17 protein-coding genes are annotated in these 17,438 nt (G+C 35.0%); 13 read left to right on the top strand and 4 right to left on the bottom strand.

The features are described 5' to 3' along the window. The first annotated feature begins 3 nt into the window (after positions 1 to 3). The 3 genes from HPY79_08075 to HPY79_08065 are packed head-to-tail and all read left to right on the top strand — an operon-like array spanning position 4 to position 2,404. The gene (locus HPY79_08075) at positions 4 to 927 is read left to right on the top strand and encodes a type IX secretion system membrane protein PorP/SprF (GenBank protein ID NSW45754.1); all 924 of its coding nucleotides are present in this window, start codon (positions 4 to 6) and stop codon (positions 925 to 927) included. A 20-nt stretch (positions 928 to 947) separates the two neighbouring features. Next, a complete protein-coding gene (locus HPY79_08070) occupies positions 948 to 1,277 on the top strand; it encodes a DUF4296 domain-containing protein (protein ID NSW45753.1) in 330 nt (109 codons plus the stop codon). Next, positions 1,274 to 2,404 (top strand): amidohydrolase family protein, encoded by a 1,131-nt coding sequence (locus tag HPY79_08065; GenBank protein ID NSW45752.1) that lies wholly within the window; start codon positions 1,274 to 1,276, stop codon positions 2,402 to 2,404. Before HPY79_08070 ends, HPY79_08065 begins: the two co-directional genes overlap by 4 nt. 52 nt (positions 2,405 to 2,456) lie before the next feature. Here the strand turns inward: HPY79_08065 and HPY79_08060 are convergent, their stop codons facing one another. Beyond that, on the bottom strand, positions 2,457 to 4,460 hold the full coding sequence (locus tag HPY79_08060) for a T9SS type A sorting domain-containing protein (protein NSW45751.1): 2,004 nt from the start codon (positions 4,458 to 4,460) through the stop codon (positions 2,457 to 2,459). A 180-nt stretch (positions 4,461 to 4,640) separates the two neighbouring features. On the opposite strand from HPY79_08060, the gene HPY79_08055 reads away from it, so the two are divergent. Beyond that, the gene (locus HPY79_08055) at positions 4,641 to 5,342 is read left to right on the top strand and encodes a Crp/Fnr family transcriptional regulator (GenBank protein NSW45750.1); all 702 of its coding nucleotides are present in this window, start codon (positions 4,641 to 4,643) and stop codon (positions 5,340 to 5,342) included. On the opposite strand, the gene lnt is transcribed toward HPY79_08055, so the two are convergent. From lnt to HPY79_08040, 3 genes are read right to left on the bottom strand one after another with little or no spacing between them, the layout of a single operon-like run. Continuing rightward, a complete protein-coding gene (lnt, locus tag HPY79_08050) occupies positions 5,326 to 6,921 on the bottom strand; it encodes an apolipoprotein N-acyltransferase (protein ID NSW45749.1) in 1,596 nt (531 codons plus the stop codon). The two genes, HPY79_08055 and lnt, sit on opposite strands and share 17 nt — an antisense overlap. After that, positions 6,911 to 7,807, bottom strand: a complete 897-nt coding sequence (locus HPY79_08045) for a DMT family transporter (GenBank protein NSW45748.1) — start codon at positions 7,805 to 7,807, stop codon at positions 6,911 to 6,913. The genes lnt and HPY79_08045 overlap by 11 nt, the downstream gene beginning before the upstream one ends. Positions 7,808 to 7,814: 7 nt before the next feature. Then, positions 7,815 to 10,229, bottom strand: a complete 2,415-nt coding sequence (locus HPY79_08040) for a transketolase (GenBank protein NSW45747.1) — start codon at positions 10,227 to 10,229, stop codon at positions 7,815 to 7,817. Between the two features lie 92 nt (positions 10,230 to 10,321). On the opposite strand from HPY79_08040, the gene HPY79_08035 reads away from it, so the two are divergent. The 9 genes from HPY79_08035 (at position 10,322) to HPY79_07995 (ending at position 17,144) form a co-directional block, all read left to right on the top strand. Beyond that, positions 10,322 to 10,537: a hypothetical protein gene (locus HPY79_08035; protein ID NSW45746.1), complete on the top strand. Its 216-nt coding sequence runs from the start codon at positions 10,322 to 10,324 to the stop codon at positions 10,535 to 10,537. A 6-nt stretch (positions 10,538 to 10,543) separates the two neighbouring features. Then, a complete protein-coding gene (locus tag HPY79_08030; protein ID NSW45745.1) occupies positions 10,544 to 11,803 on the top strand; it encodes a mechanosensitive ion channel in 1,260 nt (419 codons plus the stop codon). 45 nt (positions 11,804 to 11,848) lie between these two features. After that, a complete protein-coding gene (gene deoC / locus HPY79_08025) occupies positions 11,849 to 12,706 on the top strand; it encodes a deoxyribose-phosphate aldolase (GenBank protein NSW45744.1) in 858 nt (285 codons plus the stop codon). A 202-nt stretch (positions 12,707 to 12,908) separates the two neighbouring features. Then, on the top strand, positions 12,909 to 13,796 hold the full coding sequence (locus HPY79_08020) for an RHS repeat-associated core domain-containing protein (protein ID NSW45743.1): 888 nt from the start codon (positions 12,909 to 12,911) through the stop codon (positions 13,794 to 13,796). Between the two features lie 7 nt (positions 13,797 to 13,803). Beyond that, positions 13,804 to 14,001 (top strand): hypothetical protein, encoded by a 198-nt coding sequence (locus tag HPY79_08015; GenBank protein ID NSW45742.1) that lies wholly within the window; start codon positions 13,804 to 13,806, stop codon positions 13,999 to 14,001. Positions 14,002 to 14,154: 153 nt separating this feature from the next. Further along, positions 14,155 to 15,153 carry an RHS repeat-associated core domain-containing protein gene (locus HPY79_08010; protein NSW45741.1) on the top strand — a complete coding sequence of 333 codons (999 nt, stop codon included), beginning with the start codon at positions 14,155 to 14,157 and terminating at the stop codon, positions 15,151 to 15,153. Between the two features lie 11 nt (positions 15,154 to 15,164). Then, positions 15,165 to 15,722: a hypothetical protein gene (locus HPY79_08005; GenBank protein ID NSW45740.1), complete on the top strand. Its 558-nt coding sequence runs from the start codon at positions 15,165 to 15,167 to the stop codon at positions 15,720 to 15,722. Continuing rightward, complete coding sequence (locus tag HPY79_08000; GenBank protein NSW45739.1) at positions 15,709 to 16,770, top strand: RHS repeat-associated core domain-containing protein; 1,062 nt, start codon at positions 15,709 to 15,711, stop codon at positions 16,768 to 16,770. The genes HPY79_08005 and HPY79_08000 overlap by 14 nt, the downstream gene beginning before the upstream one ends. A gap of 68 nt (positions 16,771 to 16,838) precedes the next feature. After that, positions 16,839 to 17,144 carry a hypothetical protein gene (locus HPY79_07995; protein ID NSW45738.1) on the top strand — a complete coding sequence of 102 codons (306 nt, stop codon included), beginning with the start codon at positions 16,839 to 16,841 and terminating at the stop codon, positions 17,142 to 17,144. Positions 17,145 to 17,438: the final 294 nt, after the last annotated feature.

The raw sequence follows: 17,438 nt of genomic DNA, 5'->3' as shown, positions 1-17,438 counted from the left end.
GATATGAGAACAAGAGTTTTAATTATAGCCATAATGCTGTTAGCTTTCAATGAATTGTTAGCTCAGCAAACTCCCATGTACACTCAGTATATGTTGAATGATTTTGCATATAATCCCGCAATTGCCGGCACAAAAGAATATTATCAGGCGAAATCGAACAATCGTTATCAGTGGATTGGGATTACCGATGCTCCTCGTACCTATATTCTTAGTGTGTATGGACCACATCGAAAGTTTGATATGGGTTTCGGTGGCATGGTATTTAACGATGTTACCGGTCCCACTTCTCGTTTAGGAGTATATGGTTCGTATGCGTACAATGTTCGAATAAAAGACGATTTGCGTTTTTCATCGGGACTAAGCTTGGGTTTATTGCAATATAAAGTCGATGGTTCAAAAATTACTTTGCACGATGAAGGCGATCCTTCGTTGGGAAGTAATATGTACACCGATTATATGCCCGATGCATCGATGGGTATATATTTTTATGCTATGAAATATGCTGTTGGAATATCGGTTGCACAGTTATTTAGTTCAAATATAAAATTTAAAGAATTAGAACAATTAGGGATAAACAAGCTTAAACGCCACATAATGTTGCATGGTTCGTATATCTTTGATATCAACGATGATTTTTCTGTTGAACCGATGCTTATGCTTAAGTTTGTTGCTCCTGCTCCAATTCAAGCCGACATCAATGCGAGAGTTATATACCGCAATATGGTTTGGGCTGGTTTGGGTTATAGAACCAAGGATGCTGCCTCTATTTTAGTGGGATATAATTATCAAGATCAATTGATATTTGGCTATTCATACGATATTACTTTTACTGATTTAAGAAAATACAGCTCTGGAACCCATGAGTTAATGATAGGTGCTAGGTTTAACAAAATCAAACAAAGTCGATGGAGAGCGAAAGTAGAATAATTGTTTTATTTTTCATTTTAATGGTTTTACTATCATGCAATCGTTCATCGAGTAAAATAACTACCGATGTCATTTCTAAAGATAGCATGGTTTCTATAATTGCCGATTTACATTTAGCCGATGCTATATTGTTAAATACTAATGTACAGTCAAAGATATCTGATATTTCGAGCAATCGTTTATATAAAACGGTTTTAGATAAGTATAATATTACAAGAGAAAGATTCAATAGAAGCATTAATTTTTATGCCGAAAATCCACGCTTATTAGATTCTTTATATGATAAAGTTATTGAGCGTTTAAGTCTTATTGAAAGCATGGGCTATAGCGATACTTTGCAAAAAAAATGAGAAAAATTGCGGCTCATTACATTTTCGATGGTTTTAAACTGATAAAAAACAGTGTTCTTATCGTTTCTGATGATGGAAAGATATGCTCCATAGAGCCTTTTCTTCCGCAAAAGGAATTAGCCGGTGTGGAGTTTATTAATGGAGTGCTTTGTCCGGGTTTTATTAATGTGCATGCACATCTGGAATTGTCGTTTCTGAAGGGGAAACTTAAACCTTCGGGAGGATTGGAACACTTTATACAGCAAATGAAACAGGTTAACCGCTCGGTAGATTCACAAAAGATAGAAGCAGCTAAACTTGCCGATAGTGAAATGTTCGACGAGGGTATCGTTGCTTGTGGTGATATTGTTAATACTGACTTGACGTTACCGATTAAAGAAAAGTCTGCTATTTTTTACCATAATTTTATTGAATTATATTCCCTAATTGATTCTAAAGCTGATGAAGTGTTTCAGCATGGATTGCAGTTATATAAGTTATGGGAGAAGTATAGCAAAAGTATAACGTATCATGCTCCTTATTCAGTTTCTTATGCCTTATTTCAAAAAATTTCTGAGTTTAATAATGTTAGCAACGATTTATGTTCTATTCACTTTTATGAATCCAAACGCGAAGAACAGTTATTACAACAATGGCAGTCCGGTAACTGGCAATGGAGTCATCATCCAACGTGGACTATTATAGAGCAAATTCCATACGAAAATCGAGTGCTTTTTGTACATAATACCTTTATCGACGAAAAATCATTTAATTTTATTTGCAATCGCTTTAAGCAAAGAGCATGGGTGCTTTGTCCATCTTCAAATTTGTTTATTGAAAACACGATGCCGCCGCTTCACCTTTTAATTAAAGACAAGGAAAATATTTGCATCGGAACAGATAGTTATGCATCCAATCGTCGATTGTCTATATTAAACGAATTAAAATTACTTTCAAGCAATTTCCCAGAAATTGAATTAATAGATTGGTTAAAGATGGCAACGATTCAAGGAGCAAAGGCGTTGAATATTCAGGATAAATTCGGATCTTTTAAAAATGGAACAAATCCCGGGGTTTTGGCATTAATGGAGATGGACTTGCTTAATCTAAAATTGACTGATGAAACATATATAAAACGAATATTATAAAAAAAAAGGCTGTCAAAAATTGACAGCCTTTTTCTAAAATATGATTTATTGATTATTCAATAACCATTTTCTTGGTTACAGAATGGTTGTTAGCTGTAACAGTATAGAAGTAAATACCACTTGATAGGTTGCTGGTGTTAATAGAAATATTATGTTTACCTGCGGTTAACATACCTTTATTGATTTCCATTACACGTTGACCCATTAAGTTAGTAATTACAATATTAACATTAGAATTTTCAGTTAATTTAACAGCGATTTCGGTGTTGTTTTTAGCAGGGTTAGGATTGTTTTGTGATACACTGAAATTATTATTAACGCTTGTTTCGTTCATACCTAAAACACATGTACCGTTAATTGTAGAAGGTGTAATAGTTTCTGTAAACATAGCTGGAGTAATGCGTAAATCTTGTGCAAAATAATATTTTTGTGCTGATACAGGGTTACCTGTTTCAAAAACATCAACATAAACTAAAGGAATAATAAAATCGTTGCCATCTTTTAAAACAGTGTGCGAAACGTTTCCAAAGAAATACATACCACCTTCACCAGGAGTAAAGTTAATAACTGGAGTGGCTGTCATAGTTTCATAATTGAAAGCGCGAGCTTTTAATTCTGGCATTGTATTAACGGTATCAAAAGTTGGATCGGTATCAGCCCATACAGCAACAACTACTTTTCTATCGGGGCTAGTAGCAATATTTAACATATGTCCCCAACCGATTGGATCGCTGCCATCGGTGAAAGGTGAATTGGCATCTTGCATAACTTGTGTTCTAAGGGTATCAACAAATTGAACATCCCAAGCAGGCTGACCGTTAGCATCGGTTTGTCCGGTTTGATATACATCGAATAAGAAAACAGGTTCATTAGCATAGCTATAATACAATGAGTCGGGATGATTTGAATATCTTCCGGTTACAGTAGTTAAAATATGAAGATTACCTTGATAGTCAATTACAGCAGGGCTGAAGTTTTCGTCAACAGTTGAACCACCTTCGAAGAAAGGACGATATTCCCACAATTCAGGATTGTTAGGATGATCAATTAGTGATTGACGTACAGGCCAAATTTGGTCAGTTAAGTTGCTTAAAGTATGCCAGCAACCACTTGCAAAATATTGAGTCCATGTTTGACCACCATCCCAAGTTTCCCATACTAAAGGAGTAGCTGTTAAGTTGTAAGGATCAAATTCTACTTCAGCACCTAAGCAAAATGCATAGCCATGTAAACCATCGTTATCAAAAATATTGTACCAGTTTGAATTAAATTGTACAGTATCGTTTCCAAATGCACGCATTAACCAGTTGCGGGTTAAAGTAGAAACATTAGGATTTGGAGTAAAACCGTTAATTTGTGAGTCAAAATTAATTTGACGAACTTTAGCATCAATATACCAGGTTCCATCATCTTCGAGGGTCATAGTGTAGTATTTGCCATTGCCACCGCTTAAGTTAATTCTTTCTAAAGCGTTGGTGAACAATGGTGATGGATGATTGATAACGGGATTGTTGCCATCAAGAGTTTTTGAGTCAAAATACATGAAATTCCAACCACTACCATCGGTAATAGGACCATTGATTAAAGCGAAAGCATTGGCAGGTGTTGTATTGCCAGCAGGATTGTAAATAATACCATTGGGATAACGATAGTAATGATTACCATTTTGTACGGTAAATACAACAGAGTCATTCCATGTTTGACCCAAATCGTAGCTGATTTTGCAACGAATATCACCGCTAGAACCGCCCCAAGGACCACCAGCACGATGAGTGTGCATAATTGCATTTAATTCGGGATTGGCATCTACTTGATAGTTGGGTTCATAAATGAAACTATAAGCATTTCCGCTGGTACCAATAACTACTGCATTAATGGATTTGTTATGAGCATTGGTTGGTTTGTTAAGGGGTAGCATTGGTCCACTTAGGCCGTTATCTGCTTTTGCATGAATAGAAGCAGATTTTAGGTTTTGAAGGTTTTTAAAAGCATACTTTTGAGCGCTTACACTCAATACAAAGCATGCAACTGAAAGAACTAGTAACACTTTTTTCATAGTACTTAATTTTAGTTAGACATTATAAAGCAAAATTAGATATTTATTTTAAAACTAACAAACTAATGACGAAAAAAAAAATACGTTGGTTGCAAATTCTATTAAAAAAATAGTGGTAGTTATTTAAATAATGTATATTTTTGTGCTATAAAGCAATGTTATTTAACAGATTGTTTAAATATGAGAGACCATAGAGCAAAGATTTGTAACTGTTTCGACAATATTAGAACCTTATTTACTGTGTTGAGCGATGATGAATTAGATTTTTTATCGCAACATCACGCATGTTTACATGTAAAAAAGAATGAGGTTATTTATAAAGAAGGCGAACGTCCGTCGGGATTAATATGTTTATCTGAAGGAAAAGTTAAAATATACAAAGAAGGTTTTGGTGGACGAGAGCAAATTGTTCGCCTTGCTAAGCCGGTGGGTTTTATTGGTTATAGGGCTTTGTTTGCCGAAGAAAATTACTTGGCGTCGGCAATGGCTCTCGAAAATTCGGTTATCTGTGTAATAGAACGTGAGGCATTTTTTGAAGTACTTCGAAAAAATGCCGATTTATCTATGCAAATTATTAAATCGTTAGCAACCGAATTAGGTTTTTCGAATAGTCGGTGTGTTACTTTAACACAAAAACATGTTCGTGGTCGTTTAGCCGAGTCGTTATTAGTGCTTTTAGAAACCTATGGTTTCGAAGAAGATGGACAAACTATCAGTGCTTATTTATCGCGCGAAGATATTGCAAGTTTGAGCAATATGACCAATTCGAATGCCATTCGCACATTACGTCAATTTGAGCAAGAAAATGTTATTGCCATTGAAGGCCGAAGAATAAAAATTATGAATATGGCAAAACTCGAACGTATTAGCGATTTGGGTTAAGTCGCTGGTAAGTGCTTTTGCTTATAGTCCAAAGTAGAAGCAAAAGGCTAATAAAAGACGCTATTCTGCCTATATAATCTCCCCAAACAGCATAAAATGTGATTTTTGAATTGGCTTTTACGGTAAGTGATATTGCCGCGGGAACCCACCATGATGTTTGTTCTAAAATATCTCCTCGCTGATTGATAAAAGCCGAAATACCTGTATTGGCAGATCGAGCTATGTCTTTTCTAAGTTCAATAGCTCTTAGTCGGCTGAAAGATAAATGTTGTCTATAGCCGGGCGTGTCTTTCCACCATCCATCATTGGTAATTACTGCTATCCATTGGGCTCCTTTATTGATAAACTCTGACAAGTATTCGCCATAAATAGATTCATAGCAAACGGCCGGAGCAACTGAAGATTTCCCGTTAAACACAGAAGGACTTGCTTGCACCCCTAAGCTTCCGGAAGTGCCTCCTAATTCTAAAGCTAAGTCTTCTAAAAAACCTAAAAGTTTTGGAAAGGGCATTCGCTCAACACCTAAAACTAACTGTGATTTATGATACGATTGTACTTGTTGGCTATCGATTTGAAGTGCGGTATTATACGTTTCGTAAAACGATTCGCCATTGTTATAAGGTCGGGCAATAGGAGAAATTTTATTTTGAAACATTTTGTAAGTAGAAGCACCTAAAATAAACGATACATGATGCCTTTTACAAAAGTCTTTAATGCGAGTAATATGTGGATGCACATCGAAGTCTTCTTCCCAGATTCCTTGTGGTAAAGCAGTCTCGGGACCAACAACATAGTCGGTATTTGCTTTGACTTCGTTTTCAGCTAACGTCAAAATACGATTTAATTGCTCATCGACCGACATGCCCGAAAACTTATCGTTGTATGGGTCTATATTGGGTTGCACAACAGTTACATTTATTGCTTGCCCTTCTTCCTGATAGGTGTAATAGCGAATTAATGAAAAGACGATAGGCACGACTAATAATAAAATGATAAATACAATTAAACGTCGCTTTACGTAGGCATCAATAATCCATTCGATGTTAATAACCGTAATTACAACAGAAATTAATAAGGTCCATAAACTGCCACCTAAAACACCGGTGTATTCATACCATTGAATAAAGGGAACTTGTTCAGAATAAGCATTCCCTAACGTCATCCAAGTCCACGATAGCTCCCAGTTGTAGTGTAGGTATTCAAAGGCAATCCAAGAAAAAATGAGGAAAATGTAACCCATTCTAAAGCTTGTTTTCCGTTTAACGACATGAAAAGTCCAGGTTACAATGGACATAAAAAGTGTATTAAAGAAAACGGCTAAAAATGCACCCACCCAAGTTGCGTTTAAAATCCACCATGTAGAAAAGGCATTCCAAACGAAAAAAGCGATAAAAGCATGAAAAAAGAAGTGATGACTTTTAAATTTTTCTTTATGAACGTAGAAGTAGTGTTCGTTAAGCAATAAAGGCACAAATCCCACAAGGGTTAGCCATTGCCATATACCACCTGCCCAACCTCCAAAAAGTAGTAAGCCCGATGATATAGAAAGAAACCATCTTTGTAAGCGATTAAATTCCATTTTTGGTTTTAAAATTAACTAAATAAATGCCTGTAAAAATACAGAAAATTGCGATAATATGATTCAAGTTAAAAACTTCGCCATCTAAAAGTCCCCAACCAAAGGCAAAAATGGGAATAATATACGTTACGGAGCTGGCATATATAGCCGTTATATGTTTGATAAGTTTATTCCATATAATAAGTGCAAAGGCGGTTCCAACAACAGAAAGAATAAGTGCATATAATAGCGAAATGCCAAAAATAGGTGATTGAAACTTTTCTATAAAACCATGATGAAAGAAAAAAGGGAGAACCGGAATCATCATAGACATAAACGCAATTGAAGTAATGGTTATACCTTCTACTTCTTTAAGATTATTTTTTACGTGGTTGGTGTTGAAACCATACATAATGGTGGCTAAGACAAGTAATAAGCCGTATTCAGGATGATCGGAAGTGCCAATAATTCCTTTGCTTCGCTGAGTAATTAAAAAAATGCTGCCGGCTAATCCTATCAATACACCTAATATATTTAAGCGATTGATTTTTGTCTTGAACAAAAAAACAGCAACAATTAAAGTAAATAAAGGTGTAAGTGAGTTATAAATAGACGCTTCGGTGCTGGTAATGTGTTTTTGAGCTATTGTAAATAGAAAAGCCGGAATACCACTGCCTAAAAAACCAGAAAGGGCAATAAAATAAAATTGTTTTCGATTGATGTTTTTTATTCTTTTTATAGCAAATGGTAATAAAACCAAGCCAGCACAAAATATTCTAATAGCCCCAAGCTCTAAATCAGAAAAGAGTATAAGGCTTTTTTTCATTAAAATAAACGATGAACCCCAAATAAAGCCTAAAAAGAGTAATATTGCAATTTGAAACTGCTTATTTTGTAATGATGCCATTTATGAATTAAAAAATTTGTGGATATTTTTTAGGGTTGTATCGGTGCATAAGCGAATAAATATTTTCAAATACATCTTCGGCATTGGGGTTCGAGAAATAGTCGCCATCGGTGGAGTAGGCTGGGCGATGTTCTTTTGCTGTTATTGTTATAGGTTCAGCATCTAAATAGGCAAATCCACCATGTTCTTCTAATACTTTTTGCATCATAAAGGCGGTAGCACCACCTGGAACATCTTCGTCGAAAAAGGCAATTTTATTGGTCTTTTTAACAGATTCGAGTATTATTTTGTTTATATCAAAAGGCAATAAGGTTTGAACATCAATTAGCTCAACCGATACTCCAAATTCTTCGAGTTGTTTTACGGCTTCTTGAGCAATTCGAACATTGGAACCGTAAGTAACAAGCGTAATATCGTTGCCTGTTTTCATGATTTCAGGAACTCCAAAAGGAACTTTATATTCACCTATATTTATGGGTTTATTTTCTTTTAATCGATAGCCATTAAGGGGTTCAATAACTAAAGCCGAATCGTCTGATTCTAATAATGTATTGTAAAAACCAGCAGCTTGTGTCATATTGCGTGGAACAGCCACATATACACCGCGAATAGAGTTAATGACCATGCTTAATGGCGATCCCGAATGCCATATACCTTCTAAGCGATGTCCGCGTGTGGTAATAATGACGGGAGCTTTTTGTTGACCATTAGTTCTATACAATAAAGTGGCTAAATCGTCGCTCAGTGTTTGTAAAGCATACAAAAGATAATCGAAATATTGAATTTCGACAACAGGGCGTATGCCACGCAAAGCAAGACCAATACCTTGTCCTAAAATGGTAGCTTCGCGAATACCGGTATCGCTTACTCTTAATTCTCCATATTTTTTTTGAAGTCCTTCATAGGTTTGATTTACACCTCCGATATAACCCACATCTTCGCCAAATATAACTAAATTAGCATGCTTTTTGAGTTGAACATCCCAATTGTCGCGAATAATTTCTCTGCCGGCAACTAATTGTTCAGGGTTTGCAAATAGGGCAGGATTGGATTTTACTTTGAGTACTGATTTTTCGGTTTCGATATATAAATTGGAGCTATAGCGTTGATGAGCATCGGCGTAATTACGCTCAAGCCATTGATGTAAATCGCTTTGTAATTGTTTGCGAATGGAGCAATCCATACAAACGTGTCTTAAAATTTTTTTGGCAGCGCTAAAAATATCTTTTCGAATAGGAGTTAATATTTGCTTTAAATCGTTAGCTATAATACCTACTTTATCAATATGTTCTCGTTTACATTGGCACGAACGGTTTTCAATAATTTTAAGCAACGCATCGCGTTCTCTTTTTATGGGTTCTGTAAAATTTTCCCATGCTTTTTGTTTAGCGTTTTTGGCATCAGCATCGGCTTTATTTTCAATTTCTTCTAATTCTGTTTTAGATGCTATGCGGTTATTTTCGATCCATTTTTGAAATTGGGCGATGGGGTCGTAGTCTTTTTCCCATTGCAAGCGTTCAGGGCTTTTATATCGTTCGTGCGAACCGCTGGTACTGTGTCCCAAGGGCTGGGTTACTTCTTCGATATGAAACACAACGGGTTTGTGTTTTGTGCGGCATAACGAAATGCCTTCTTTAATGGTTTTAACGAGTTCGGGGTAGTCCCATCCTTTGGCTTTAAATATTTTTATTCCGTTTCCATATTCGTCTTCAAATCCTTTTAATGCTTCAGAAATGCTTTGTTTGGCGGTTTGGTTCTTTTTAGGGACAGAAATGCCGTATCCATCGTCGTATACAAAAACGGCTAATGGAACTTGGAGTACTGCTGCTGCATTGATGGTTTCCCAAAAATGTCCTTCGGAAGTGCTTGCATCGCCAATGGAGCCGAAAGCAACTTCGTTTCCTTTATTTGAGAATTGAATAAAAGAAGCTAATTCGGGCAGATTACGGTATAACTTGGATGCATAAGCCAAACCCAACAAACGAGGCATTTGTCCGGCTGTTGGCGAAATGTCGGCTGCAGAGTTTTTTTGTGCCATTAAATTTCTCCAACTTCCATCGGGATTCGTATTGGGTGTGCTAAAGTGGTTGTTAAAAACCCTTCCCGAATTATGGGGGTTATTTTTGATATCGGTATCGCCGTATAATTGAGCAAAAAATTGTTCGGCAGTGAGTAATCCGGATGCTAACATCCATGTTTGGTCGCGATAATAGCCCGAACGCCAGTCGCCATTTTCAAAAAATTTTGCTATAACTACCTGAACCAATTCTTTTCCATCGCCAAAAATGCCAAATTTAGCTTTGCCGCTTAAAACTTCTTTACGCCCTAGTACGCTGAGTTTACGGCTTAAATGACAAATATAATAATCATGAAGTACTTCTTTTTTAAAGTCTTCAAAACTTAACTTTCTATCGAGTTCCATAAAAAAACATTTTTTTGCAAATTTAATAAGAATAATTCTAAATAAGCAGGAAGTCGTAAAATATTTTGTAACTTTGTAGCAAAATTTAATATATGCTTAAACTTATTTTTTTAGCTCTTGGCTTAATGGCTTTGGCTTTTGCCGGAATGGCGATTACCATTTTACTTAAAAAAAACGGCAAGTTTCCTAATACGCACATCAGTCAAAATAAAGCGTTGCGTAAGCAGGGAATACAATGTGCTTCGCACGAAGACTTAGGTTGTAATACTTGTGGTTGTAGTTCATGCGATAATTACGAAAAAGAATAATAGCCTATGATTACAGAAGTTAAACATTGGTTAATGGATTTAGGTTTGTCCGTTTTTTGGGCAGAAATTTTAAAATTAGTCATTGTTATCGGTGTTGTTTTTATCATTTCATACCTTGCTAATTTTTTAACAAAGAAGTTTATATCGGTTATTGTAAGTCGTATTGTCAAAAAAACGACTTTTACATGGGATGATATACTATTGAAGAATAAAGTATTTCATCGTTTTTCGCACATTGTGCCGGCATTAATTATTTATCACTCATCTAATATTGTATTGAAAGGTTATCCAGAATGGATTTCGGTAGTAAAAAGCATGGTTTTTATATACATGATAGTGATGGCCATGCTCATTATATCGGCATTTTTAAAATCGCTGAATGAGATATACATGTCTATGCCTTCGTCGAAAGACAGGCCTATTCGGGGATTTTTGCAAGTTATCAATATTTTCAATTACTCTATTGGAAGTATTCTTATTCTTTCTATTGTTCTAGATAAAGACCCAAGTTATTTTCTTACAGGATTAGGTGCTATTGCAGCCGTTTTATTGTTAGTTTTCAAAGACACACTTCTCGGCTTGGTTGCCGGTATCCAGCTATCGGCAAACGATATGGTTAAATTGGGCGATTGGGTCGTTATGCCCTCGAAAAATGCCGATGGAGTTGTAACTGAAATTACACTGCATACCGTTAAAGTTCAAAATTGGGATAAAACCATTTCGATGATTCCATCGTATGCCATGGTTTCGGAGTCGTTTATCAACTACCGCGGAATGGAAGAGGCAAAAGCAAGACGCATTAAACGCTCGTTGTTTGTTGATATAAATTCGGTGCGGTTTTTAACTTTGGATGAAATTGAACAGTTAAAAAGCATTCAACTGATACGAGGTTATATCGAGCAAAAAATGAAGGAAATAGAAGAACACAACAAAAATTTACCTTTTGATATTCAACACCCCATTAATGGACGATGGTTAACCAACATCGGAACTTTTAGAATGTATGCCTTTGAATACATTAAAAGCCTGCCGTTTATTCGAAAAGACTTGTCGCACATGGCAAGACAGTTAGAGCCATCTCAAAATGGCATTCCCATAGAAATTTATGCATTTAGTAGTATTATAGAATGGGAAAATTTTGAGAAAGTTCAAGCTGATATTTTCGACCATTTAATGGCCGTATTGCCCATGTTTCATCTTAGAATTTATCAAAACCCTACGGGTAATGATTTTGCGAAGCTTTTAAAAAATGTTGATACAAAATAAGGTATTCATAGTAAAAAATTATAAATTTGTATAAAAATAAATCATATGGATTACTCAAAAGAAACTATTGCTGCTGAAATTATGCAAATGGCAAAAATTGCCGAACAAGAAACCAATATAGATGTAATAAAAAAGATTTTTAATCTCATCGATCTTACTTCGTTAAATACGGTTGACCATGACGATAAAATAATTGCCATGGTTGAAAAAGTGAATCATGTTAACGAACACTATACCGATTGTCCCAATGTAGCTGCTTTGTGTGTATATCCTAATTTTGTAAGCACCGTAAAAAAACATTTAAAAGATAAAAATGTTCGAATTGCAGCTGTATCGGCAGGTTTCCCTTCGTCGCAGACTTTTTTAGCTGTTAAATTAGCTGAAACAAACTTAGCTGTTGAAAAAGGAGCTAACGATATTGATATTGTAATGTCAGTTGGCAAATTTATTAATAAAGAATACCAAGATGTAGCTAACGAAATATCGTTGATTAAATCTGTTTGTGGCAATGCACACTTAAAAGTTATACTTGAAACCGGTGCTTTACCCAACGAAGAAGCCATATACAATGCCAGTATGTTAAGCATGGAAGCCGGTGCCGATTTTATTAAAACCTCTACCGGTAAGCAAGAGCCAGCAGCTACCTACGAGGCTGTATTTGTTATGGTAAACGCTATAAAAGATTATTACCAAAAAACAGGAAGAATGGTAGGAATTAAACCTGCTGGAGGCATTGTTACTGTTAAGCAGGCATTGGTATATTACGCTATTGTTAAACATATTTTAGGCGATAAGTGGTTGAATAATCATTATTTTAGAATTGGAGCCAGCCGCCTTGCCAACAATCTTTTAACTCGTATGAACGAGCTCAAAGGAATTAAAGAAGAAGTTAAATATTTTTAATAGATACGAATCCGCAGGAGATATCGCATTTTTACCGCCATTTAAATTTATCTAAGAGATTTCTTTACTATAAAAATAAATTTAATCAATAGTGAATATTGATTATTAGAGTAAAAAAATGTTTTATTCTATATTTTTCAAAAATATTTAGTAACTTGCACATATTTTATAGTTTAGCGTGTTTTTCAATAAAATCCAGTACTTGCAATATTTGCCCTATGGCGAGCTGTTTGTATCGCAGAGCTTAAACGGCTACGATGCCCGCTACAAGTTTACCGGCAAAGAGCGTGATGTAGAAACCGGCTACGATTACTTTGGTTTTCGCTACTACGACAGTGACGGGAGCACGTGGATTTCATCCGAACCATTGTTTGGAGCTCATACCGATTTGTCGCCTTACAATTATTGTTCGTGGAACCCTGTTGGAAAAACTGACCCTGACGGAGCTTGGGATGATGGCTATAGAGATTTGTTTGGCAATTATCAATGGTTTGACAGCGAACATAGTAATATAATAATGAAAGACGACAGGCTTTGGACAAAGGTATCTGATAACAAAACCATTTTTGAAATGGCTAAATCAGGAATGTTAGACAATATGCCTACTACAACAAATCAGGTACAAATTACAGAGACAGACAATTTAACAACTTTTGAAATGTGGCTTAATGCTCCATCAGAAACAAAAGTCGAAGCAACTGCAAAAATAGCTTCTAATATTGTCTATAGCATGGCAAACTCACCGTATTCTCTACTTATCGGAAAAACAATAGGCGGTACTCCTTTAAATTCAAAAGAAAAAACGGACGCATTCATAGATGTTGTGCCTGGCTTATTATCATTTGGTTTAACAAAGACAGGTGAAGTAGTAAATACAACAAAGAAAGGCTTGCAAGGATTTAATCAATTTATAAAACGAACACCAAGAATTACTACAACAAATGGTTTACCTACTGGTACAACATGGCAACAAAGGGCAAGTCAACTTTTTAAGTCAAATAAAGTTAATCAGCAAGCTTTAAAAGATTTTAATATGGGTTTAAAAATAGGTACAATAATTACAAATACTCAAAAAGAATTAGATAAATAATATTGATATGTCAACAGCATTAACAGCATGGTTAGGCGGTTTTATCCGCTGGTTATTAAAAGGTTGTAAAACCAGTCTAAAGGACGAAACAGAAGGCAACTTCGATGCAACTTGGGGCGGTTCTTACGAAATTGAAAACTATATCATTGGAATAATTACAGCTATCATCATTATAGCAATAATTATTTTACTCTTTTTTATATAATTAAAAAAAATCTATTTTATGCAATGCTGTTAATAAGAGAAGCTCCGAAAAGTTTTATAAATCGAAAATCTTTTTAATTTTGTTTTGACGATAAAAGCATCAATGATAGCGAAGACGTGTTGTTTGTAAAAAATAAATTTGTAATTTTATTGCATGAAATTTGATTACCACCCCGACCACTTAGGCAGCAGCAGCTTTATAACCAATACCAATGGCAATTTAGAGCAGCATTTGCTTTATTTCCCCTATGGCGAGCTGTTTGTATCGCAGAGCTTAAACGGCTACGATGCCCGCTACAAGTTTACCGGCAAAGAGCGTGACGAAGAAACCGGCTACGATTACTTTGGTGCCCGTTACTACGACAGCGATTTGAGCTTTTGGCTAAGTGTTGACCCGATGAGCGATAAGTATCCCAACCTTAGCCCGTACAACTATACAGCGTGGAACCCGGTAATTCTGGTCGACCCCGATGGGAGGAAATTGAAACCTACTCCTGGTAATGAAGATGAAACCCAAGCTGAAATTGAAAATTCTATGGGTAAGTTTAAGAATAAAGATATACGAGATGCATTTATGAGTTTTTTTAAGCTTGGTGCTGATAATACCTATGAAAAAATAAATACTTATGAGTATAATAAGTTTATTAACAATAGAAAGAACGGATTTACAAATGACCAAATAGCAATAGCCAATGGATTATTAAAGGTATTTAATGCTGGATATGAAGGAGTTGCTGCTCCTGGTTTTACTATTGAAGTAAACTTTAACGAGACATATTCAAACCTTAAAGTTATTAATAGTTCATACGCAATCGCATACATTGGAAGTGATAATACACAATATTCAACAATAAATAATGAAATAGTTAATTCTACAAGAACCCAACGTTTTGTTCATGAAGTATTGGGAGAAGGATTAGTTAAGGGACTAAGCGGAGATTTCTTCAAATATTCAAATAGTAATAAAGATTTTCAACATGCAACAGATTTACAAATCATACAAACTGAAAATATTTATAATAGAATTAGAAATAACGGAAATTCATCCTTAATGAGGTCTGGCATTAAAGGAAGAATAGGTTCTCATGGTTTAAACGAAAATGACCGTAATTATCTTTGGAAAATTCCTTCATATTTGCGAACAAGTTATTAAAAAATGTATTTATGATTTTAAAAAAATTTTTTCTAATAATAGTAATTTTAATAATTAGTAAAGAATCATATGTACAACCTTTATATCAACCAAAATTATATGTATATCCAACAATTAATGGACAAAGTGAATTAACTGTTAACGATACAGCTTGGTTGAATAATGATATATGTGTTGAATTTAAAATAGACACAATTAATATGTTTTTTGCAAGAGAGTTTAAAGATAGAAAAGCAGTGTATTACGATAATATAATAATAGATAAAATCCAATTATTTGATTTAAAAAAAATTGAATACGTAAAAAAATTAGTTATAAGTGATGTTGGCGTTATAATACATAATTTTGAACCACCAGGCTATTGGGAAAAAGGCAATTGTTTAGGAAATGAACACAGAAACTTTATTAAAATAAATTATTATATTAATAAATCTTCGTCCATAAGTAAACCTAAACAATTCAGAGTAGAAATACATCCTTTGGTTATAGATGATAAAGGCAGGGAATACGAATATTTTGGTAGAGTAATAATTCATGTAAATATAAATTACTCTGATGTTGAAAAATAAATTTTGTAACTTGCATTTCATTATCACTAAAAGAAGTATAAATCTCGAAAAAGAGCAGTACCTCCCCTACGGCGAGCTGTTTGTATCGCAGAGCTTAAACGGCTACGATGCCCGCTACAAGTTTACCGGCAAAGAGCGTGACGAAGAAACCGGCTACGATTACTTTGGTGCCCGCTACTACGACAGCGATTTGAGCTTTTGGCTGAGCGTTGACCCGATGGCAAGTGAAAGAAGTTGGGTATCACCATACTCTTATTGCCAAAATAACCCGATTGGAAGGATTGATCCAACGGGGGCTTTAGATGGTTGGTATAATGATGAAAACGGTACAACTACCTATGACGCGAATATTAATAGCCAAGCAGATTTAAATTCTGCTGGAATAAAAGGTTCTTATGTTGGTCAAACATTTTCTGGCACAATGTCTAACGGATGGGGAGTTTCTGGTGACGCAAAAGGTAACCTTTCGATGTCTTTACCTGAAATTTCAATTTCTGCAAATAAAAATACTACCCCATTTTTATATTCCAACACCATGAATAATATAGGTTATGCTTTAAGTGCAGGATCAATAGGAACAAGCAGTGCAATGTCATTAAATAAATATGGTTCAAACTTATTAAATGATGGTAAATTTTTTGCAAATTATAAAGGGAATCCTTATGAATGGAGCATGAATTTCTATGGCAATAAATCAGTACCATCTACATTAGTCGCAGCGCAAAAATCTAGGTTTTTAACTGGGATGAAAGTTTTAAGTTGGCCTGGTTTTAAGTATGCAGGTACAGGATTTTCAATTTTGGGAACTGGAGTATCTGCTGCACAATTTATGATGTCGGATGACCCTGCTGTAAAACTTGAAACTGGTTTTGATTTTGGAATGGGCCTTGTTGGTTTTGCAGGTTTACCAGGTGCGGCTGTATCTGGCTTGTACTTTGGCGCAAAGCCTCTTATTAAATTGCAAGCACCGTATGTTAATCAAGCCACATCTGGTTTTAGCGAATTTGGAATGGGTTTTCATAGTATTAATCTAATGCCAACTAAGTAGCCTGTCGATTTATGTGTCTATTTGATTATATTTTTTATAGAATAAGTAGCATTTATGTAAAAACAGGTTTGGAAACACAAAGACCTGACATTTTTGCAAGCGGGTTAGTTACTCTTTTTCAGGGCTTTAATATTATAGCCCTTATATATTTTTTGTTTTCAATAAAGATGACACCATATTCATGGATTTATTTGGCTGTTCCTCTTATGCTACTAAACTGGATATTTTTTTTTAATCGTAAGAAATTAAAGAAGTATCAACAAAAATGGGATAATGAAGAAAATAGTAAAAGGCAGATGAAAGGAATTTTTATAGTTATTTATTTGATAGCAACAATATCATTTTTTGGATTGGCTTTAAGTAAAATGTATTAGTCAAATAAGTGCACCTAATTCTTTATTTAGCGAAAGCCTGTTTGTTTTTAAAGTTCTGAATTACGTTATCAATCAGGAAGAATAATTTATTTTTAGTTTCATCGTCGAGTTTTTCAATATCGAGACCTTTGCAAAACTTCTTTTTTGGTCGAGTCCAACCTTTCTCTCGTCATTCTGAGCTTGTCGAAGAATGACCCCATTGCCCATTTTGTTTTGCGTATGGTTATACCTCGACAGGCTCGGTATGACGGTGGGTGTAGAGTTTATTCTTCTAAAAATATTACTTTTTTATTA

The sequence above is a fragment of the Bacteroidales bacterium genome, assembly GCA_013314715.1.
GTDB lineage: Bacteria > Bacteroidota > Bacteroidia > Bacteroidales > GWA2-32-17 > Ch61.
The sequence above is the reverse complement of the archived record's forward strand: the minus strand, read 5'-3'. Positions and strand labels throughout refer to the sequence as shown.

Bases quoted from the DNA above. Each gene is read 5' to 3' on its own strand.
- HPY79_08075 (NSW45754.1), top strand. From the start codon at position 4: ATGAGAACAAGAGTTTTAATTATAGCCATAATGCTGTTAGCTTTCAAT.
- HPY79_08070 (NSW45753.1), top strand. From the start codon at position 948: ATGGTTTTACTATCATGCAATCGTTCATCGAGTAAAATAACTACCGAT.
- HPY79_08065 (NSW45752.1), top strand. From the start codon at position 1,274: ATGAGAAAAATTGCGGCTCATTACATTTTCGATGGTTTTAAACTGATA.
- HPY79_08060 (NSW45751.1), bottom strand. From the start codon at position 4,460: ATGAAAAAAGTGTTACTAGTTCTTTCAGTTGCATGCTTTGTATTGAGT.
- HPY79_08055 (NSW45750.1), top strand. From the start codon at position 4,641: ATGAGAGACCATAGAGCAAAGATTTGTAACTGTTTCGACAATATTAGA.
- lnt (NSW45749.1), bottom strand. From the start codon at position 6,921: ATGGAATTTAATCGCTTACAAAGATGGTTTCTTTCTATATCATCGGGC.
- HPY79_08045 (NSW45748.1), bottom strand. From the start codon at position 7,807: ATGGCATCATTACAAAATAAGCAGTTTCAAATTGCAATATTACTCTTT.
- HPY79_08040 (NSW45747.1), bottom strand. From the start codon at position 10,229: ATGGAACTCGATAGAAAGTTAAGTTTTGAAGACTTTAAAAAAGAAGTA.
- HPY79_08035 (NSW45746.1), top strand. From the start codon at position 10,322: ATGCTTAAACTTATTTTTTTAGCTCTTGGCTTAATGGCTTTGGCTTTT.
- HPY79_08030 (NSW45745.1), top strand. From the start codon at position 10,544: ATGATTACAGAAGTTAAACATTGGTTAATGGATTTAGGTTTGTCCGTT.
- deoC (NSW45744.1), top strand. From the start codon at position 11,849: ATGGATTACTCAAAAGAAACTATTGCTGCTGAAATTATGCAAATGGCA.
- HPY79_08015 (NSW45742.1), top strand. From the start codon at position 13,804: ATGTCAACAGCATTAACAGCATGGTTAGGCGGTTTTATCCGCTGGTTA.
- HPY79_08010 (NSW45741.1), top strand. From the start codon at position 14,155: ATGAAATTTGATTACCACCCCGACCACTTAGGCAGCAGCAGCTTTATA.
- HPY79_08005 (NSW45740.1), top strand. From the start codon at position 15,165: ATGATTTTAAAAAAATTTTTTCTAATAATAGTAATTTTAATAATTAGT.
- HPY79_08000 (NSW45739.1), top strand. From the start codon at position 15,709: ATGTTGAAAAATAAATTTTGTAACTTGCATTTCATTATCACTAAAAGA.